The 18626-nt window shown below is 60.2% G+C and carries 15 protein-coding genes; 10 read left to right on the top strand and 5 right to left on the bottom strand.

What is annotated here, in order from left to right; all coding sequences use genetic code 11:
* Nucleotides 1-3: 3 nt before the first annotated feature.
* Nucleotides 4-1998 (top strand): bifunctional tRNA (5-methylaminomethyl-2-thiouridine)(34)-methyltransferase MnmC2/FAD-dependent 5-carboxymethylaminomethyl-2-thiouridine(34) oxidoreductase MnmC1, encoded by a 1995-nt coding sequence (gene mnmC, locus BN1121_RS15195; protein ID WP_005352601.1) that lies wholly within the window; start codon nucleotides 4-6, stop codon nucleotides 1996-1998.
* A gap of 56 nt (nucleotides 1999-2054) precedes the next feature.
* On the opposite strand, the gene BN1121_RS15200 is transcribed toward mnmC, so the two are convergent.
* On the bottom strand, nucleotides 2055-2660 hold the full coding sequence (locus tag BN1121_RS15200) for a DUF922 domain-containing protein (protein ID WP_005352599.1): 606 nt from the start codon (nucleotides 2658-2660) through the stop codon (nucleotides 2055-2057).
* A gap of 197 nt (nucleotides 2661-2857) precedes the next feature.
* Between BN1121_RS15200 and dcuC the strand changes: the two genes are divergently transcribed.
* From dcuC to BN1121_RS15230, 6 genes are all read left to right on the top strand, one after another.
* Nucleotides 2858-4210, top strand: a complete 1353-nt coding sequence (gene dcuC, locus BN1121_RS15205; RefSeq protein WP_005352595.1) for an anaerobic C4-dicarboxylate transporter DcuC — start codon at nucleotides 2858-2860, stop codon at nucleotides 4208-4210.
* 80 nt (nucleotides 4211-4290) lie between these two features.
* Entirely contained in the window at nucleotides 4291-5928 is a 1638-nt protein-coding gene (locus tag BN1121_RS15210) for a bifunctional metallophosphatase/5'-nucleotidase (RefSeq protein WP_005352589.1), read from the top strand.
* Between the two features lie 92 nt (nucleotides 5929-6020).
* The gene (locus BN1121_RS15215; protein WP_043157502.1) at nucleotides 6021-7670 is read left to right on the top strand and encodes a hypothetical protein; all 1650 of its coding nucleotides are present in this window, start codon (nucleotides 6021-6023) and stop codon (nucleotides 7668-7670) included.
* 39 nt (nucleotides 7671-7709) lie between these two features.
* Nucleotides 7710-8204, top strand: a complete 495-nt coding sequence (locus BN1121_RS15220; protein ID WP_005352584.1) for a M48 family metallopeptidase — start codon at nucleotides 7710-7712, stop codon at nucleotides 8202-8204.
* 3 nt (nucleotides 8205-8207) lie between these two features.
* Nucleotides 8208-8978: a DUF2927 domain-containing protein gene (locus BN1121_RS15225; protein WP_005352581.1), complete on the top strand. Its 771-nt coding sequence runs from the start codon at nucleotides 8208-8210 to the stop codon at nucleotides 8976-8978.
* A gap of 271 nt (nucleotides 8979-9249) precedes the next feature.
* Complete coding sequence (locus BN1121_RS15230; RefSeq protein ID WP_005352578.1) at nucleotides 9250-10620, top strand: L-serine ammonia-lyase; 1371 nt, start codon at nucleotides 9250-9252, stop codon at nucleotides 10618-10620.
* Nucleotides 10621-10662: 42 nt separating this feature from the next.
* Here BN1121_RS15230 and BN1121_RS15235 read toward each other — a convergent pair whose 3' ends face one another.
* The 3 genes from BN1121_RS15235 to BN1121_RS15245 form a co-directional block, all read right to left on the bottom strand.
* Nucleotides 10663-10866 carry a hypothetical protein gene (locus BN1121_RS15235; protein ID WP_005352573.1) on the bottom strand — a complete coding sequence of 68 codons (204 nt, stop codon included), beginning with the start codon at nucleotides 10864-10866 and terminating at the stop codon, nucleotides 10663-10665.
* A 141-nt stretch (nucleotides 10867-11007) separates the two neighbouring features.
* A complete protein-coding gene (locus BN1121_RS15240) occupies nucleotides 11008-12981 on the bottom strand; it encodes a methyl-accepting chemotaxis protein (protein WP_005352570.1) in 1974 nt (657 codons plus the stop codon).
* A gap of 266 nt (nucleotides 12982-13247) precedes the next feature.
* Complete coding sequence (locus BN1121_RS15245) at nucleotides 13248-13451, bottom strand: hypothetical protein (protein WP_043157498.1); 204 nt, start codon at nucleotides 13449-13451, stop codon at nucleotides 13248-13250.
* A 232-nt stretch (nucleotides 13452-13683) separates the two neighbouring features.
* Here BN1121_RS15245 and nrdA point away from each other — a divergent pair, with 232 nt between their 5' ends.
* From nrdA to yfaE, 3 genes are all read left to right on the top strand, one after another.
* On the top strand, nucleotides 13684-15951 hold the full coding sequence (nrdA, locus tag BN1121_RS15250; RefSeq protein ID WP_043598032.1) for a class 1a ribonucleoside-diphosphate reductase subunit alpha: 2268 nt from the start codon (nucleotides 13684-13686) through the stop codon (nucleotides 15949-15951).
* A 96-nt stretch (nucleotides 15952-16047) separates the two neighbouring features.
* Nucleotides 16048-17178, top strand: coding sequence for a class Ia ribonucleoside-diphosphate reductase subunit beta (gene nrdB, locus BN1121_RS15255; RefSeq protein WP_005357585.1), 1131 nt, complete (start codon nucleotides 16048-16050; stop codon nucleotides 17176-17178).
* Nucleotides 17178-17474, top strand: a complete 297-nt coding sequence (gene yfaE / locus BN1121_RS15260; RefSeq protein ID WP_005357583.1) for a class I ribonucleotide reductase maintenance protein YfaE — start codon at nucleotides 17178-17180, stop codon at nucleotides 17472-17474. The genes nrdB and yfaE overlap by 1 nt, the downstream gene beginning before the upstream one ends.
* A gap of 48 nt (nucleotides 17475-17522) precedes the next feature.
* Here yfaE and BN1121_RS15265 read toward each other — a convergent pair whose 3' ends face one another.
* Nucleotides 17523-18485, bottom strand: coding sequence for a hypothetical protein (locus BN1121_RS15265; protein WP_005357581.1), 963 nt, complete (start codon nucleotides 18483-18485; stop codon nucleotides 17523-17525).
* Nucleotides 18486-18626: the final 141 nt, after the last annotated feature.

An 18626-nucleotide genomic window follows, 5' to 3' on the forward strand; every position in this document is an offset into this window, starting at 1 on the left:
AACGTGAGCCAAACATCGCTACATCATGCCCGGCTGGAGTGGAATGAGGCGGGCACGCCTGTCTCCAGCGAGTTCGGGGATGTCTACTTTTCCAATGATAATGGGCTGAGCGAAACCCGCTACGTCTTTTTGCAGCAAAACCAAATACCTGAGCGTTTTTCGCGCCATGATCGCGACCAGTTCGTGATCGCCGAGACAGGTTTTGGCACCGGCCTCAACTTTCTGGCCAGCTGGCAGGCGTTTGCCGGGCACATCGCCGCAGGCAAGGCCGGCGCGCGCCGCCTGCATTTCACCAGTTTCGAAAAATTTCCCCTCACCCGCGCCGATCTGGCCAAAGCCTTGGCCGCCTGGCCCGAGCTGTCGGCCTTCAGCGAGCATCTGGTCGCCCAGTGGCCGCTGGCACTGCCTGGCTGCCATCGCCTGGTGTTTGATGAGGGACGCGTCACCCTGGATCTCTGGTTTGGCGACATCAAGGAGAGCCTGCCTCTGGTGCCCCACGGCCCCGAGGGACTGGTGGACGCCTGGTTTCTCGATGGCTTCGCCCCGTCCAAGAACCCCGAGATGTGGACGCCCGAGCTCTTCGCCGGGCTGGCTCGCCTTGCCCGCAGCACGGCGACGCTCGCCACCTTCACCTGCGCCGGCTTCGTGCGCCGCGGCCTCATCGAGGCAGGCTGGGCCATGCAGAAGGTCAAGGGGTATGGCAGCAAGCGCGAGATGCTGGCCGGCGCCCGGCAAGGCAAGGTGCCCAGCACCGGCCTAGAGCGGGGCTATCCGCGCCCGGCCGGGCGCACGGGTGAGGTGCTCATCATCGGCGGTGGCATCGCCTCGGCCATGACGGCGCTCTCTCTGGTGCGCCGCGGCCGCGCCGTCACCTTGCTGTGCGCCGATGCGGCGCCCGCCGCCGGCGCCTCGGGCAACCGGCAGGGGGCCCTCTACCCCCTGCTCGGCGGCGAGCACGACACCCTGTCACGCTTCTATGCCGCGGCCTTTCCCTATGCCCGTGGGCGCCTCATCGAGCTGGCCGCCCGCCATGAGGTGGCCTTCGATCTCTGTGGCGTGGTGCAACTCGGCTACGACGGCAAATCGGCCCAGAAGATCGCCAAGCTGCTGACCGGCCCCTTCCCCGCCGAGCTGGTACACCCGGTAACCGCCGAGGAGATGGCCGAGCAGGTGGGCCTGCCCACCGGCTGCGCCGGGGTGGCTTACCCGCTGGGCGGTTGGCTCTGCCCGGCTGAGCTCACCCGCGCCGCGCTGGCCGAGGCGGCAACCAGCGGTCTGCTGACCCAGCACTACGACGCCGAGGTGACCCGCCTGTCCCAGCACGGGGATCTGTGGGTCGCCGAAGGGCCGAGCGGCCGCTGGCAGGCCCCGAACCTGGTGGTGGCCGCAGGCCATCGCCTGCCCGCGCTACTGCCACAGGCCGAGTTGCCTCTCTACCCGGTGCGCGGCCAGGTGAGCCACGCCAGGACCAACCCCGAACTTTCGCGCCTCAAGCAGGTGCTCTGCTACGACGGCTACCTCACACCAGCCCACCAGGGGCGCCACTGCATCGGCGCCAGCTATGGCCGCAACCGCACCGAGCTGGACTATTGCAATGACGAGCAGGCCAGCAACCGGGATCGCCTTATCGCCTGCCTGCCCGATCAGCGCTGGCCCATAGGGGTCGATCTCTCGGACGGCGAGGCCCGCGTCGGAATACGTTCGGCCAGCCGTGATCACCTGCCAGTACTGGGCCCGTTGGCAGTGCTCGATAATCTTGAAGAGCGCTGGCGCGATCACGGCGCCGACCCAGACTGGCAACTCCCCACCTGGCCGGGTCTGTTTGTGCTCGGCGCCCTCGGCTCGCGGGGTCTGTGCTCGGCCCCCCTGTGCGGGGAACTGCTGGCCGCCGAGATCTGTGGCGAGCCCCTGGGCCTGGCGCGGGATCTGCTCGATGCCTTGCACCCGGCCCGCTATTGGACCCGCAAGCTGCTCAAGGGCAAGCCGCTCACGCCCTGATGACGCGTGCAAAAAGGCCGCCCTCGGGCGGCCTTCTCGTAATCTAACAGTCTCTCTTATCCTTCACCGGGCCAACGCAGACCCAACATCTCGCCATAGCGCGTCTGGCGTTGGAAGGAGTCAATGCGCCGTTGTCCCTGCTCCAACTCCTTCATACCCGCCTTCCAGGCGCCGTAGCGCAGTACATCGCAACTGGACTCGGCGGGCAGATCGGCCAGGGCGATGCCGATCCGGGTCGCACTCTGCAACACCATCTCCTTGTGACGGGCCTCATAGTCGAGCAGGCTGGCCGTGATCCGCTCCCAACGCTGGCGATCCTGCTTGGTCGCCTTGGTCTTTTCCAACCAACGGGGGATAAGCAGGGTCGCATCGGTTGAGACCACAATCTGCCGGACCAGACACTGCTTCTCGCCCTGATCGAGCTCGAGCCGCCAGTCGAGACGATAACTGGCCTTGCCAAGCGCCACCTTGTCCTGATCCCGCGGAGCCACCCGATCCAGCGCCGCTGCCAGCGACTTCAGATCCGGTGCACTGACATCATAAAATCGGACGTTAATGACGGTCTCTGGCAACACGGCAGGCCGCGCCATGGAGCCATAAGTGACTGGAGAGAGTAGCAGCAGTGTACAGCCCCACCCCAAGAGTTTCATCGAACCCATCATGCTACAAACCTTTTTGCCATGACCCGCACGACCCACAAAGGCCCTTCCTTTCTAGCCTATGTGCATGATCACCCCTGTGCAATACGATGATTAAATTCAAATACTGCTTCACGTCACAATAGGCCCGCGTTTCGCTCGTGCACCTACCACCTTGGGAATAGAATCCTCTCGCACTGACTCATAACAGGATACTCAACATGATAGAGCTGATTATTGGCACGCTCGTGACCCTGCTGGTCGGCCGTGCCATCTTCAAAGGCTACTCGGCAACCGGAGTGCTGCTCAGCGGCGGCCTGCTGCTGCTGGCCATCACAGCCCTGATGGGTAAACCTGTGCTGCCTGCCAAGGTCACCAGCACAGGCTTCATTGTGACCGACATCTTCGAATACGTCCGCTTCCTGCTCAACGATCGTGGCGGCGGACTCGGCATGCTGATCATGGTGTTGTGTGGCTTCGCCGGCTACATGAGCCACATCGGTGCCAACGACATTCTGGTGAAGCTGGCCAGTCGGCCGCTACGGGTGATCAAGTCCCCCTACATCCTGCTGGTCGCCGCCTATCTGGTGGCCTGCGCCATGTCACTGGCGGTCAGTTCGGCCACCGGCCTCGGTGTGCTGTTGATGGCGACCCTGTTCCCGCTCATGGTCAACATGGGGATCTCTCGCGGCGCCGCGGCAGCCGTGTGCGCCTCCCCGGCCGCCATCATACTGGCGCCCACCTCCGGAGACGTGGTGATGGCCGCCCAGGCCGCCAACATGGAGCTGTTGGATTTTGCCTTCAAGCTGACCCTGCCCATCTCGCTGATTGCCATCGCCTGCATGGCGGTGACTCACTTCTTCTGGCAGCGCTATCTGGATCGCAAGTCCGGCGAGCATAACGCCCCGGTCGCTCCGGGTGAGCTCAAGACCACGGCGCCGGCCTTCTATGCCATCCTTCCCTTCACCCCCATCATTGGGGTGCTGATCTTCGACGGTAAATGGGGTCCTCAGCTCGACATCGTCACCATCATCGTCATCTGCATGGTGCTGGCGAGCCTGCTCGAGCTGGTGCGTATCCGCAATGGCAAGACCCTGCTCGACGGCTTGCAGGTATGCTGGCGCAGCATGGCCGATGCCTTCGCCGGCGTGGTCATCCTGCTGGTGGGTGCGGGCGTCTTTGCCCAGGGCTTGATCACCATCGGCTTCATCGACACCCTGCTGGCCCATGCCCAGGTTCTGGGCTCGGGCGGCATGATCATGATGCTTTCCCTGGTGGTGATCACCACACTGGCGGCCTTCACCACCGGATCGGGCAACGCCCCCTTCTACGCCTTCGTGGAGCTCATCCCCAACCTGGCCACCAGCCTCGGGATCAACCCCGCCTATCTGGTGCTGCCCATGTTGCAAGCCTCCAACCTGGGTCGCACCATCTCTCCGGTCTCCGGGGTGGTGGTCGCCTGCTCGGGGATGGCCAACCTCTCTCCGTTTGAAGTGGTCAAGCGCACCAGCCTGCCGGTCGCCGTCGGCCTGCTGGTGGTCATCGTTGCCACCCAGATCATGGTACCCGCCTGATCGACGTGAGGGCCAGCCGAGGCTGGCCCTCCCTCCCTTCCCTGCGTTAGACTCTCCCTTTCCGCTGCGAAGGAGGCCCCATGCCTGTTCCCCTTCATTTCGTTCACATGAGCGATTGTCACTCCCACTTCGATGGCGCCCCACTGCGTTTTCAGCTCCCCGACGGCCAGAGCCGGATCACCGAGTGTGGCGGTTATGGGCGCATTCTTACCCGCCTGACGCAACTGCGCACCGAGGCAGAGCGGCAAGGGGAGCCGATGCTGTTCGTCCATGGGGGCGACACCTTTCAAGGCTCTCTCTACTTCAACCGCTTCCGGGAGCGGGCCAATGCCGAGTTGCTCACCCTGCTCGCCCCCGATGCTATGGTGCTCGGCAACCATGAATTCGATCTCGGTAACGAGGCCCTGTCGCATTTCATCCGCAGCGTGCCCTTCCCGGTGCTGGCGGCCAACATGGACAATCGCCACGAGCCCGCCGACTGTCCTGCCCCCCTGCGCGGCCAGTCAAACCTGTTTGACCATGAACGCCCCTGGTGTGAAAAGCGGCTGGGAGATGTGCGCTTTGCCCTGATGGGGATCACCCTGGCGCAGATGGCCGAGATCGCCAACCCCGATCCCCATACTCGTTTTCATTCCATTGAAGAGACCCTCCAGCGAACCCTGAGTGACATAGCGGCCGCTGGGATTGTGCATATCATACTGCTCAGCCATTTGGGCATTGAGCAAGACAAGCGCATTGCCGAGCGTTTTCCCGAGCTCAGCCTCATCGTGGGGGGGCACACCCATACCCTGCTCGGCGACCTGCAACATCTGGGGATCGAGCAGTCAGAGAGCTATCCCCTGTGGCACAACGGGATACCCCTGTTTCATGCAGGCCACAGTGCCCAAACCCTGGGCCACTGCCGTCTCGAGTTTGATGATCGCGGACGCGTCACCTCCGCCGTGGGTGAGACCCAATGGCTTCCCTGGCAACCGCTGCCGGGCTTGTCCCGCTTCCCCGCTCTGTGCCCCGACGCGCAGATAGAGCATCATCTGGCGCATCACTACCGCGCCATCCTGAGCGAGATGGGGCGCCGCCCCTTGAGTCAACTGCCCACTGCCCTGCACCACCAGCGCCTACCCGATGCGCGTTATCCCCATGGCAGCGAGCTGGCGCCGTTGGTAGCCAGTGCCATGCTGCACACCACTCGTGAGCAGTGTGGCCCGGTCGACTTTGCCCTGCATAACGCAGGCGGTGTGCGCTGCTCGTTTGAAGCCGGCACCATCACCGAGGCTGACGTGGCCGGACGATTACTTCCTTTCGCCATCCCACTCATTCTCTACGAGGTGTATGGCCAGGAGCTGGCGGATGCCCTGGAGGGGGCGATCAATAACGCCACCGATAACGGCGTCGCAGGCAACGGCAGCGGTAGCTTCCCCTATGTGGCGGGGATGCGTTACACCTATGATGCGGCCGCCCCCTTGGGTCGACGCATCACCCGGCTCGAGATGGAAACCGCCCAGGGCTGGCAGCGGGTTGCCTCTCAGGCACTCTATCGAGGTGTCTCAAGCGCCTATACGGCCTCCGGCAAGGAGGGATACACGGCGCTGCGCCGCACGTTGAACCATCAGCGTCGGGAGCTTGGCATCACCCTGGCCGATGCCTTTATCCACTGGGCGCGGCAACAACCCGTGCTGATAGCCCAACCCCCTCGACTCAGGTTTCAGCCCTCGCCCTGAATAACGCGAAGAAATCATTCCGGCCCCATTGTCAGCAGGGGCCGGGATCGGCAAGATACCCCCACCTTTTTCAGTGTCAGTTGTCCCTATCCATGAATCGTCCGATGCGCCTCGCCCCTCCCCGTCACTACCCGTCGTTAACCCCCGGGATCGTGATACTCACCGCCCTGATGGCCCTGCTGTTTGGCCTGCGTAATCCCCTCTTCTATGGCATGGCGCCGGGATTTGATGCCTCTCTGTTTGCGGTGATGGGCAAGATGTGGGCCGACGGCGGCGTCCTCTATCGGGACATGATCGACATCAAGGGACCCATGATCTTCGCCATCGACGCCCTGGGCTATCTGCTCGGCGGATTTCGCGGGATCTGGGGACTGGAGTGGTTAGCCTGCTGGCTGGGGTTAATGGCCAGCTGGCATGCGCTGGAGCAGCTCGGACTCTCAACGCGGGCGCGTCTGGGTAGCCTGCTGGCCATACTGGCCCTGTATGGCACCCGATACTACTACGGCAACATGACCGAGGACTGGACCTTCCACCTCGCCCTCATCGGCCAATGGGCCTTTATCACCCTGCTGCTGGACGGGCGTTTTCGCCTCTTCCCGGCGCTGGTGGCGGCCCTCACCTTTGCCCTGATCGCCTGGATGCGACTCAACAATGGCGCCCTGTGGGGAGCCTGGTACCTGACCCTGTTCCTGCTCTGGTTGACCCAGGGCCAGTGGCGCAGCGCCCTGCAGCTGCTGCTCTCCAGCCTCGCCGGGCTGGCGCTGGTCGGGGGACCGCTGCTGGCCTACTTCCAGCATCATGGCGTGATGGAAGCCTTCACCTATTACTCGTTCGCCATCTTCTTTGAAGGGAGCTACGGTAACGGCTCCTCGCTGGCCGTCGGCGCCGTGGGGCTGTTTCGTACCGGTCTCATCATGCTGCTGCCGGCCTTCGTACTGCTGATGCTCAGACGCAGCTGGCACTGGAGCATGCCGGTGCTGTGCGCCACCCTGCTGGGGATCCTCTTCACCCTGGTGGCCAACTCCGTTTCGGGTCATGTGTTCGATCACTACGACGTGCTATATCTGCAGCTGGGTCTGTTGCCCCTTGCCTGCCTGCTCGATCGTTGCAAGGAGCAAGGGGACAACCTGGCCCTGCTCTGCGTCGGCAGCGTGATCCTCACCGCTGCCTGGCTGCTCGCCCAGCAGCTCGGCTTTGGCTGGAGCAACAAGGAGTGGTCACTGGAGCGGGTGCGCGAGGTGCTGGGCATCAGTCTGCTCTGGGCCTTGCCAGTCCTGCTGCTGCTGCCCCTGTGGCGAGCCTGGGATGTGCGCAATGTCACCCCCTGGATCGCCTCGGTCGCCATGCTGATCGTGATGGTGGATAACGCCTGGGATGGCACCTTGAAGGGCCGCCCTTTTAACGAGCCGACCCAAGTACGGGTCGACCAGATCCTGGCCAAGAGCAGCCCGACCGATACCATCTGGGTCGACGGGATCTGGCCCCAGTACTATCTCTGGACCGATCGCACGCCGGCCTCGGCCTATCTCTTCTTCGCCAACGTCAATCCTCCCTATGATGTACGCGAGCGTACCCTGGCCGACCTCAAAGCCAAACAGCCTCGTTTCATTATCGGCAAACAGGCACGTATCAACGACATCATCGCCAACTTGCCAAAGCAGGCGCCCTCGACCCAGGCTTTCTACCTCTATCTGCTGGATCACTACGAGCAAGTGGCCGACGGTCTCTATCAACGGCGTTAATCAAACGGGGCCCAGCGGGCCCCTCTTCGACGAGATAACATGCAGTTACCCTATCTCAACGGTTATCCTGACTCCCTCAAGGAGCAGGTACGCGACCTTATCAAGACCGATCGCCTCGGCGCCCTGCTGGCCAAACGCTACCCGGCCCGCCATCAGATCCAAAGCGACGGCGCCTTGCGCGACTATGTGCAGGGCATCAAGAACCGCTATCTCAAGAGCTCGGCCCCCCTCTCCAAGGTGGTGTACGACGGCAAGATCAACATAGTGCGCGATGCGCTGGGGCTGCACACCTATGTCAGCCGGGTGCAAGGCAGTCGTCTCAAGGCCAAAAACGAGATCCGTATCGCCGCCCTGTTCAAGGAGGCGCCGCCTGAGTTTCTCGAGATGATCGTGGTGCACGAGCTGGCCCATCTGAAGGAGAAGGATCATAACAAGGGGTTCTACCAGCTCTGCTGCCACCTGTGCCCCGGCTATCATCAATGGGAGTTCGATCTGCGCCTGTGGCTCACCTGGCGCGACCTCACCAAGGAGTGACCCTTGCGCCCGTTGGTATGGATGCTACTGTTTCTCCCCACGCTGCTCTGGGCCCTCTCGCCCTGGCAGCGCCATGACTACCTGATGGCCAGCTTCCTCGAGATTGCCTTGCGCCGCGAGTACTCACCGGGCAAACAACTTCCCTTGAGCCGTTGGGAACAGCCTATTCGCTACCATCTGATCAACGAGAGCGGCGATCGCCCCCTGCAGAGCGAGCTGGTGAAGGTGCAGATGGCCCACCTCTCCCGCATTACCGGTCTCACCATTACCCGGGTAGCGAAGCGCCAGGATGCCAATCTGATCGTCGTAATGACACGTCAGGCCGCACTGCCCGATTGGGCCCACACCCTGATGGGGCAGAGCGAGGAGTTGCCCGCGGCCCTGGTCGATGGCCTCTGCTTGGGCAACTTCACCACCAAACAGGGCGCCATCAATTCGGCGGCCGTCCTGATCCCGACCGACCGGGCGAGGGACAAGGGGAAATTTCTCGACTGTGTGGTCGAGGAACTCACCCAGGTGATGGGTCTGCCCAACGACTCGCCGCGCGTTTTTCCCTCCATCTTCAACGATCGCAGCGTCGATCACTTCATCACCCCTCTCGATTACCTGCTACTGAGGATGCTCTATGCGCCTGAGCTTCGCAGCGGGATGCACCGGGGCAAGGTTAGCGAGCGTCTTCCATCTGTGTTGTCTCGGCTACAGCGCGAGGGGGTCATCGACAGCGCGCCGAGGTTGGCCCGCATGGGCAGTTTGCAAGAGTGGGCCGGCCTCTAGGCACACCTTCAAGCAGCGTCATCATGCGCCGACAGGCGTCACTTACCGATTTTGTTGATAGGCACTTAACAAAATGGCGGTGAGCCAAAAATAATTTTATACTCCGCCACCAAACTCAACAAAAATAGATCCATTTCAACTTTTTTTAAGTTTGGAACAGTTACACTGTGCCGCAGTTGGTTGATAACCGGTGCGACACGGTAGTGCGGGTCGCCCGTAACAGAACCGGTGAGCAGGCAGACGCCTGCCCCTACCCCGAGGTAATGAATACATGATCAGCGTTTTTGACATCTTCAAAATCGGTGTTGGTCCCTCTTCCTCCCACACAGTGGGACCCATGAAGGCGGCCAAGCAGTTTGTGGACGAACTGCGTGCCGGCGGCAAGATCCGCGACATCACCCGCATTCAGGTGGATGTCTACGGCTCCCTCTCCTGGACCGGCAAGGGCCATCATACCGATACCGCCATCATCATGGGCCTGGCCGGTAACCTGCCCGAGACAGTGGACATCGATGCCATTCCTGATTTTATCTCTCGGGTCGAGCAGACCGGCCGTCTGCCCATCGGTCTGCACTGCCACACCGTCAGCTTCCCCCGTGAAGCCATGGTCTTCCATGATGAGGCCCTGCCCCTGCACGAAAACGGCATGAAGCTGACCGCCTTCATCGAGGATGAGGCCGTCTACACCAAGACCTACTACTCCATCGGTGGTGGTTTCATCGTCGACGAAGAGAACTTTGGCAAGGCCGACAGCGGTGACATGCCGGTCAGCTATCCCTTCAAGAGTGCCGCCGAACTGGTCGCCCATTGCAGCCAGACCGGTCTCTCCGTCTCTTCGCTGATGATGGAGAACGAGAAGTGCTTCAACACTCCGGAAGAGATCTACAAGAAGTTCGGCAAGATCTGGAACACCATGCGTGAAGCCATCGAGCGTGGCTGCCGCACCGAGGGTGTGCTCTCCGGCCCCCTGCGCGTTCCCCGTCGTGCCGCACCTCTCTACCGCCAGCTGACCACCAACGAGAACCTCTCCAACGATCCCATGAACATCGTTGACTGGGTCAACATGTTTGCCCTGGCCGTGAGTGAAGAGAATGCCGCCGGTGGCCGCGTGGTCACCGCGCCGACCAACGGTGCCGCCGGGATCATCCCGGCCGTTTTGGCCTACTACGACAAGTTCATCCAGCCGGTGGGCCGTGACGACTACACCCGCTTCTATCTGGCGGCCGGTGCGGTCGGCATCCTTTACAAGATGAACGCCTCCATCTCCGGCGCCGAAGTGGGTTGCCAGGGTGAGGTGGGTGTCTCCTGCTCCATGGCCGCCGCCGGTTTGACCGAGCTGATGGGTGGCAGCCCTGAGCACGTCTGTGAAGCCGCCGAGATCGCCATGGAGCACAATCTGGGTCTGACCTGTGACCCGGTAGCTGGCCAGGTCCAGGTGCCCTGCATCGAGCGCAACGCAATCGCTGCCATGAAGTCGGTTAACGCCTCCCGTATGGCGCTGCGCCGCACCTCCAAGCCGCGCGTGTCGCTGGACAAGGTGATCGAGACCATGTACATCACCGGCAAGGATATGGACTCCAAGTACCGTGAGACCTCCCGCGGTGGCCTGGCCATCAAGGTGATGCAAGTCGCTTGCGAATAAGACAACTCTAAATGATGAAGGCGGGGACATTCCCCGCCTTTTTTATTTCATCCTCTCTCGCTGCCGCAGATGACAGAGCAGCGCACCTGCCAACGCAGGGGGCAAGGCAATCAACGCCATCCCCATCCACGGCATGCCACTTAACGAAGCTGCGAAAAGCAGGGTGGTGAGCACGACCAGGTTTGCGCCTATCATCAGTGCCAATCCATCTTGAATGGAGAGGGGGGCGGTATCGACTCGTTTCATGGGAAGGCTCCTTTAGGTGTTCCTTCCCACGAGAGTGCAAGCCCCGATCCACCCCATCATCTCTCATTGAATCAATAGATTACCTAAACCGGGAGTTATCGCGTTCACCAACACTCCCAAATTGCCTCGCAAAATGGGGCATCAGCGGATCCGGTACTGACGGATCTGCGCCTCGATGGCTTTGGCCAACTCGAACAGCTCACGGCTGGCACTCTGGCTCTGCCTGGCGTGCTCTTCCTGATGCTCTGCCACCACGGCCAGCTCGTCGAGCGCCTGCCGCGCCGCGGCCATTTGCTCACACTGACTGTTTGCCAGCTCCGTCATGGCATTCATCTCGCCCGCGCCCTCTTTCAGCTGCCGACTGGTGTCGAGCAGGGCAGTGGTAGCACTGTGCATCAGCTTCTGGCTTTCCTGTCCCAGGGCGCGCGAACCGGCCATCGCCTCGCTCGCTTCCTGCGATCCCTTCTGTAGCAGCTGGATCAACGTTTGCACCTCCAGGGTCGCACTCTGGGTCCGTACGGCCAGCTGCCGCACCTCATCGGCCACCACCGCAAACCCCCTCCCCTGCTCACCGGCCCGGGCCGCCTCGATGGCGGCATTGAGTGCCAGCAAGTTGGTCTGATCCGAAACCTCGCGGATCAGATTCATGATGAGGGTGATGTTGTGGGTCTCTTCCACCAACTTTTCGAGGATGGTGGAAGAGCTCGCTATACTGCCGCTCAGGGTATCGAGGCAAGTGGCGCTGCGCTCTACATCCTGCTCGATACGCAGCATCCCGCGGGCCGCACTCTGGGCCTGATCGTTAACTCCTTGAGCACGATCGGCAATGGTGCGGGCATTGTGCTCTATGCTGTCCATCACTTGGGTCAACTCGACGATACTGCTGGCCTGCTGCTGCGCCTCGGCAGCCAAGGCCTCGGACTGGATCATGGTTTGCGAGGACTGGGCCGAGAGCGCCGAACCAGAGTTCTGGAAGTGGGTAAAACTCTGGTTGAGGGTCTGGATCAGACGATTGAAATTGTCGGCCATGTTCCCGAGCTCGGCACCGTCATAGCTCTCGAGCTGGGTGCCCAGATCCCGATCGGCCGTGATGCTACGCATACTGTCGGCCGCGCGACGGATGGGGCGACTGATGGTATGTGCCAGCCAGATAGAGAGCACCATGGCCAGTACGCCGATCCCGAGTGATACCAGGATCACCTGCTGCCGGGCGGCGGCCATCCCTTCGTTCAACTCCCCTTGATCTATTTCACCGATCAAGACGCGATCCAGGGTCGGCAAATAGCGAACCGCCAGCAGAAAGTGACGCTCCCCCAAGGTGACATTGCCGACGGCCACACTATCGCGCGAGGCCGGGATAAGGCGGCGGATCTCATCGAGAAAGCGTGCCTGATGGTGAGCCGCATCCAACTCTTCCTCCCCTTCCGGGTGAATTTCTATCTTGCCGCTCATAGTGGCGAGATAGACCCGGCCGCTCTTGCCGATGCGATACCCACCGATGAGACTCGTCAGCCGCGACATATCGACCGAGGTGCCCGCAACCCCGAGCGTTTTCCCGGCCGAGGTGACGGCCGTGTTGATATAGAGGGAAGCCTTACGATCGAAGTCGGAGATATCGAGGTTCAACTCATAAGGCTTACCGCGTTCTAAAAACCCATAGAACCAGCTGTCTTTGGGATCTTGTTGGTTCAGCACCTTGCTGGCCACTCCCTCCTGGCTCAGGTTGATAAGCGTCGCCTGCTCGAGGGGAGCGATAAAGACGTTCCCCCCCAAACGGGTCTGCACGCTAGCAAGATATCCTTCAAGGGCATGCCACTGAGCCTGGGGAGCGCCCTGCGCCAGCCAGTCAACCAGATAGGGATTGCTGGCCAGGGCTTGCGCCTCGGTGAGGTAACGCACCAGATCGGCGGAGAGCTCGTTGGCTATGCGCTCGACGCTGCTGGGCAACTCGAAACGCTCGATGCGCTCCTGCGCCTGATCGCGGGAGAGGTGCTCCTGCACCAACGTGATGACTGCAAGGCTGAGCATCAACAGCAAGGTGATGCTGACGACGAGACGGGTGCGGATCCCGAGGCGGGACCAAGGTACAAGAGGCGATGAGATCAGCTTCTCCATGGGACTCTCCTGCTGGACTGGATCGTGAAGAGCGACACCAGAGTATGAGGAGCACCAAAGAGAGTTCCACGATTCCCTACCAACTGGGTGAGTCCTCAATAAAATGCAGGTAAAAACGAACCTCATGGTCTAAGTGACAAAATAAACATTAAGAAACCAACCTACTGTCCAGCCGCGCTAACCCCCGTCCATTGCGCGCGCACACTGTATGGAGTACCCCTATCCAATCGCCTCAACGAATGAAAGCAACTGGTGTGTCAGACACGCTACGGCATCACGCCAACATCAACGGCTACACCTCCTGTTTTTTGCAAGCGACCTTGCATTACCGAGTGAAAATCGACCAGTCGTATCGCCGAAAAGAAGCGAGTGATGAAATCTGCGGCGCCCCTCTCTTCAGGGCGATGAAGCACCTTGTCGTCAAGCCAAATAATTTGGTTTTTTTTGTCTGCCGCCGCGACGACTGACATGATCACGCCATGAAAGAGAGGGCAAACCACTCCTTGTTAGCAGACACTAACCACCTTGAGACACCCACAATTTATCCACAGGAAATGCAGTATAGATGGATTGCAAAGACGTGTTTGCCTCACTATCTTGTGCCCAGCCAACAAAAAACATCTACATCTTGTGCCTCACCCCATGTTGTTCCCAATATGGGGTGTGGATTTTCGGGAAACTAACAATAGAAGGTCATCACTCATGAACTTGCTTGTGACGAAACGGGACGGCAACAAAGAGCCCATCGATCTGGACAAGATCCATCGCGTGCTCGATTGGGCAGCCGACGGACTCGATAATGTCTCTGTCTCTCAGGTCGAACTCAAGTCACACATCCAGTTCTATGACGGCATCCGCACCTCCGATATTCACGAGACCATCATCAAGGCCGCGGCCGATCTGATCTCCCAGGAGAGCCCGGATTATCAGTTCATGGCTGCCCGTCTGGCCATCTTCCACCTGCGCAAGAAGGCTTATGGCCGGTTCGAGCCGCCCCACCTCTACCAGCACGTTGCCAAGCTGGTCGACATGGGCAAGTACGACAAACACCTGCTGGAAGACTACACCCAGGCCGAATTTGACGAGCTCGATGCCCACCTCGATCACTGGCGTGATATGACCTTCTCCTATGCGGCCGTCAAGCAGCTCGAAGGCAAGTACCTGGTACAGAACCGCGTCACCGGCGAGATCTACGAGAGCCCGCAGTTCCTCTACATCCTGGTGGCGGCCTGCCTCTTCTCCAAGTATCCGAAAGATACTCGTTTGGACTACATCAAACGCTTCTATGATGCGGTCTCGACCTTCAAGATCTCGCTGCCGACCCCGATCATGAGTGGCGTGCGCACCCCGACCCGCCAGTTCAGCTCCTGCGTGCTGATCGAGTGCGACGACAGCCTGGATTCCATCAACGCCACCGCCAGCGCCATCGTGCGTTACGTCTCCCAGCGCGCCGGTATCGGCATCAACGCCGGCCGCATCCGTGGTCTGGGCAGCCCCATCCGTGGCGGCGAAGCCTTCCACACCGGCTGCATCCCCTTCTACAAGTACTTCCAGACCGCCGTTAAATGCTGCTCTCAGGGCGGCGTGCGTGGCGGTGCGGCCACTCTGTTCTACCCGCTGTGGCACATCGAAGTAGAAAGCCTGCTGGTGCTCAAGAACAACCGTGGCGTGGAAGAGAACCGGGTTCGTCACATGGACTACGGCGTACAGATCAACAAGCTGATGTATCAGCGCCTCATCAAGGGCGGCGATATCTCCCTGTTCTCTCCGAACGATACTCCGGGTCTGTATGATGCCTTCTTTGCCGATCAGGAGAAGTTTGAGGAGCTCTACGTCAAGTACGAGCAGGATCCGTCTATTCGCAGGAAGACCCTCAAGGCGGTCGATCTCTTCTCTCTGATGATGCAAGAGCGCGCCGGTACCGGCCGTATCTACATCCAGAACGTGGATCACTGCAACACCCACAGCCCGTTTGATCCACGTGTGGCCCCGGTGCGTCAGTCCAACCTCTGTCTGGAAATCGCCCTGCCCACCAAGCCGCTCAACAACATCGACGACGAGAATGGCGAGATTGCCCTGTGCACCCTCTCTGCCTTCAACCTGGGTGCCATCGAGAAGCTCGACGACCTGGAAGAGATGGCCGATCTGGCCGTGCGAGCCCTCGATGCTCTGCTCGATTATCAGGACTACCCCATCATCGCCGCCAAGAAGGGCAGCATGAATCGCCGTACCCTGGGGATTGGCGTCATCAACTACGCCTACTATTTGGCCAAGAACGGTGCCCGTTACTCCGACGGATCCGGCTTGGCCCTGACTCACCGCACCTTCGAGGCGATCCAGTACTATCTGCTGAAGGCCTCGGTAGGGCTGGCCCGCGAGTTTGGCCCCTGCCCGGCTTTCAACGAGACCACCTATGCCCAGGGGGTCCTGCCGATCGATACCTACAAGGCCGATCTGGACAGCCTGTGCAACGAACCGCTGCACTACGACTGGGAAGCCCTGCGTGAAGAGATCCGTACCGTGGGTCTGCGCAACTCCACCCTGACGGCCCTGATGCCGAGCGAGACCTCCAGCCAGATCTCCAACGCCACCAACGGCATCGAGCCGCCGCGCGGCCTGGTTTCCGTCAAGGCGTCCAAGGACGGTATCCTCAAGCAGGTCGTGCCCGAATATGGTCGCCTCAAGGATCAATACGAACTCCTGTGGCAGCAACCGAGCGTGGATGGCTACCTGCAGCTGGTCGGTATCATGCAGAAGTTTGTGGATCAGGCCATCTCGGCCAACACCAACTACGATCCCGCCCGCTTCGAAGGCAGCAAGGTCCCCATGAAGCAGCTGCTCAAAGACTTGCTGACCGCTTACAAGTACGGGGTCAAGACCCTCTACTACCACAACACCCGGGATGGTGCCGACGACACCCAGACCGATCTGCAAGATGACGGTTGTGCCAGCGGGGCGTGCAAAATCTAACGAAAATGGGCGGGAGCGTGACTCCCGCCCGGCTGCTTTTGCGCCCGGATAACCCTAACCACACTGAGTGTTCACACAGAGAAGAGCCGAGTAACCATGGCCTACACCACCTTCAGCCAAATCAAGAATGACCAGCTCAAAGAGCCCATGTTCTTTGGTCAACCCGTCAACGTGGCACGCTACGATCAGCAAAAACACGATGTGTTTGAACGCCTGATCGAGAAACAACTCTCCTTCTTCTGGCGTCCGGAAGAGGTAGATGTCTCACGGGATCGCATCGACTTTCAGGCCCTGCCGCCCCACGAGCAGCATATCTTCATCTCTAACCTGAAGTACCAGACCCTGCTCGACTCCATTCAGGGACGCAGCCCCAACGTGGCGCTGCTGCCGCTGGTGTCCATTCCCGAGCTGGAGACCTGGATTGAGACCTGGTCCTTCTCCGAGACGATCCACTCTCGCTCCTACACCCATATCATCCGTAACATCGTCAATGATCCGGCCCAGGTGTTCGACGACATCGTCACCAACGAGCAGATCCTGAAGCGTGCCGGCTCCATCAGCCACTTCTACGACGATCTGATTGAAGCCACGGCCCTCTATCACCTGCATGGTGAAGGCACCCACACCATCCAGGGCAAGTCGGTCACCCTCACCCTGCGCGAGCTCAAGAAGAAGCTCTATCTGTGCCTGATGAGCGTCAACGCCCTGGAAGCGATCCGCTTCTACGTGAGCTTCGCCTGCTCCTTTGCCTTCGCCGAGCGCGAGCTGATGGAGGGCAACGCCAAGATCATCAAGATGATCGCCCGCGACGAGGCGCTGCATCTCACCGGTACCCAGCACATGCTGAACCTGATGCGCAGCGGCAACGACGATCCCGACATGGCCGAGATCGCTCGCGAGTGTGAACAAGCCTGCTTCGATCTGTTCAAGGAAGCCGCCATCCAGGAGAAGGAGTGGGCCGAGTACCTGTTCCGCGACGGCTCGATGATCGGTCTGAACAAGGACATCCTCTGCCAATACGTGGAGTACATCACCAACCTGCGCATGAGTGCCGTGGGCCTGCAACCGGCGTTTGCCGCCAAGCAGAATCCGATCCCCTGGATCAACACCTGGCTCTCCTCTGACAACGTGCAAGTCGCTCCGCAAGAGGTTGAGGTCAGCTCCTACCTGGTCGGCCAGATCGACAGCGAAGTGAGCCACGAAGATCTGGGCGACTTCGAACTCTGATGAGCGTCGCCCACGCCGTCACCTCGGATCTCGATGTGCAGCCCGCCATTGAGACCGACTCGACCCTGCTGCTACCGAAAGGCGCAGAGACCCTGCTCGATACCCTCGAGCGCCACGGGGTCGAAGTGGAGTACCAATGCCGCAGCGGCTATTGTGGCGCCTGCCGCACACCGCTGCTGGCCGGCACGGTGCGCTACCTGCACCCTCCCCTCGCCTTCGTGGCGCCGGGAGAGTGCCTTCCTTGCTGCTGTCAGGCGCAAGGCACCATTCGACTGGCGCTGGGCGATAAGCAATAAAAACGAGAGGGAGGCACTGGCCTCCCTCTCTTATTATCGATGATGTTGTTACTGGGTCGAATCGAGATCCAGCACCATTCCTTTCACGCCCGGGACACCGATCCCCAACATGGGCTTGTTCTCATCATCGCGAACACCAAAGGCGTAAACTGTCAGGGTATTCTGTTTCTTCGCCAGCTCTCGCAAAGCCAGCAGCCACACCCGCTCTAGGTTGGTCTTGACCAACGAGGTATCGCCGTAATAGTCGAAACGGCACTGCTGTAAACCGCTCAGATCGATACGATTCAGCCCACTACCGGCCATGCCACTTCCTTCGAGGCTACAACCTGCAAGCGCCAGGTTCAGGGCAAGATGTAACTTACCACCGCTGACCGTCGTTTCGGCACTGCTTACCAGGGTCGAGTTATCACCGTCTTCGTCGCTCCAGTTGCGAGAGTCCAGTGTCTGGGTCGGGTAGGGTTTCAGCGCCACCTTGCCCCTCCAACCAGCTACCAAGGATGGTGAAGAACCTGCGTTGCTATATGCGGTCTCGTGATCTGCAATCCAAAGTAGTGCGCTCAGGCCTTCTACAGTCACACTACCCCGGCTCAGGGGGGACCAGTCAAAATTACGAATCTTGTCTCCCATATACAACTGGCTACTATCGGGCAGCTTAATTCGCTCAACAGCGTTAGAAATTGAGTTGGTGTAACGTCCGCTCTCATCAGTAACTCGACCTGCACTACCGGTCAATTGCAAAAAGGTTGTTTCATCAGCACTTTCCAGCGCGATCAGGCTGGCCCACTGCTGCTCTTGTTCACCGGCTGGATAGACGATGGAGACCTGAAACTCAGGATCCAATGCCAACGCCTTGTTGGATCCGTCAAGTAAGTAGGGGAGATAGACGCCAACCTCGGGCATGGCCATCGGCTTGGGTTTGGGTTGGGGAGCCGGGGAGGTGCTATCGGAACCACCACCACAGGCAGAGAGCAGGGCCAGCGTGCTGGCCAGAACGGTAAACCTGAACTTCATTATTGTTATCTCATGGTTTTTAATCGACGCCCGAAGAATACCATTCAACTAACAAAACCCTCAGAATGCAGTTGTTACAACTGATTGCAGAGGAAATAGTTAGTTTTAAAAATCAAGAAAAACAAAACATCAGGATATTCA

Source organism: Aeromonas diversa CDC 2478-85, assembly GCF_000819805.1.
GTDB lineage: Bacteria > Pseudomonadota > Gammaproteobacteria > Enterobacterales > Aeromonadaceae > Aeromonas > Aeromonas diversa.

Coding starts and splice junctions, on each gene's coding strand:
- BN1121_RS15200 (WP_005352599.1), bottom strand. CDS start 2,660: ATGATGGGTTCGATGAAACTCTTGGGGTGGGGCTGTACACTGCTGCTA.
- dcuC (WP_005352595.1), top strand. CDS start 2,858: ATGATAGAGCTGATTATTGGCACGCTCGTGACCCTGCTGGTCGGCCGT.
- BN1121_RS15210 (WP_005352589.1), top strand. CDS start 4,291: ATGCCTGTTCCCCTTCATTTCGTTCACATGAGCGATTGTCACTCCCAC.
- BN1121_RS15215 (WP_043157502.1), top strand. CDS start 6,021: ATGAATCGTCCGATGCGCCTCGCCCCTCCCCGTCACTACCCGTCGTTA.
- BN1121_RS15220 (WP_005352584.1), top strand. CDS start 7,710: ATGCAGTTACCCTATCTCAACGGTTATCCTGACTCCCTCAAGGAGCAG.
- BN1121_RS15230 (WP_005352578.1), top strand. CDS start 9,250: ATGATCAGCGTTTTTGACATCTTCAAAATCGGTGTTGGTCCCTCTTCC.
- BN1121_RS15235 (WP_005352573.1), bottom strand. CDS start 10,866: ATGAAACGAGTCGATACCGCCCCCCTCTCCATTCAAGATGGATTGGCA.
- BN1121_RS15240 (WP_005352570.1), bottom strand. CDS start 12,981: ATGGAGAAGCTGATCTCATCGCCTCTTGTACCTTGGTCCCGCCTCGGG.
- BN1121_RS15245 (WP_043157498.1), bottom strand. CDS start 13,451: ATGTCAGTCGTCGCGGCGGCAGACAAAAAAAACCAAATTATTTGGCTT.
- nrdA (WP_043598032.1), top strand. CDS start 13,684: ATGAACTTGCTTGTGACGAAACGGGACGGCAACAAAGAGCCCATCGAT.
- nrdB (WP_005357585.1), top strand. CDS start 16,048: ATGGCCTACACCACCTTCAGCCAAATCAAGAATGACCAGCTCAAAGAG.
- yfaE (WP_005357583.1), top strand. CDS start 17,178: ATGAGCGTCGCCCACGCCGTCACCTCGGATCTCGATGTGCAGCCCGCC.
- BN1121_RS15265 (WP_005357581.1), bottom strand. CDS start 18,485: ATGAAGTTCAGGTTTACCGTTCTGGCCAGCACGCTGGCCCTGCTCTCT.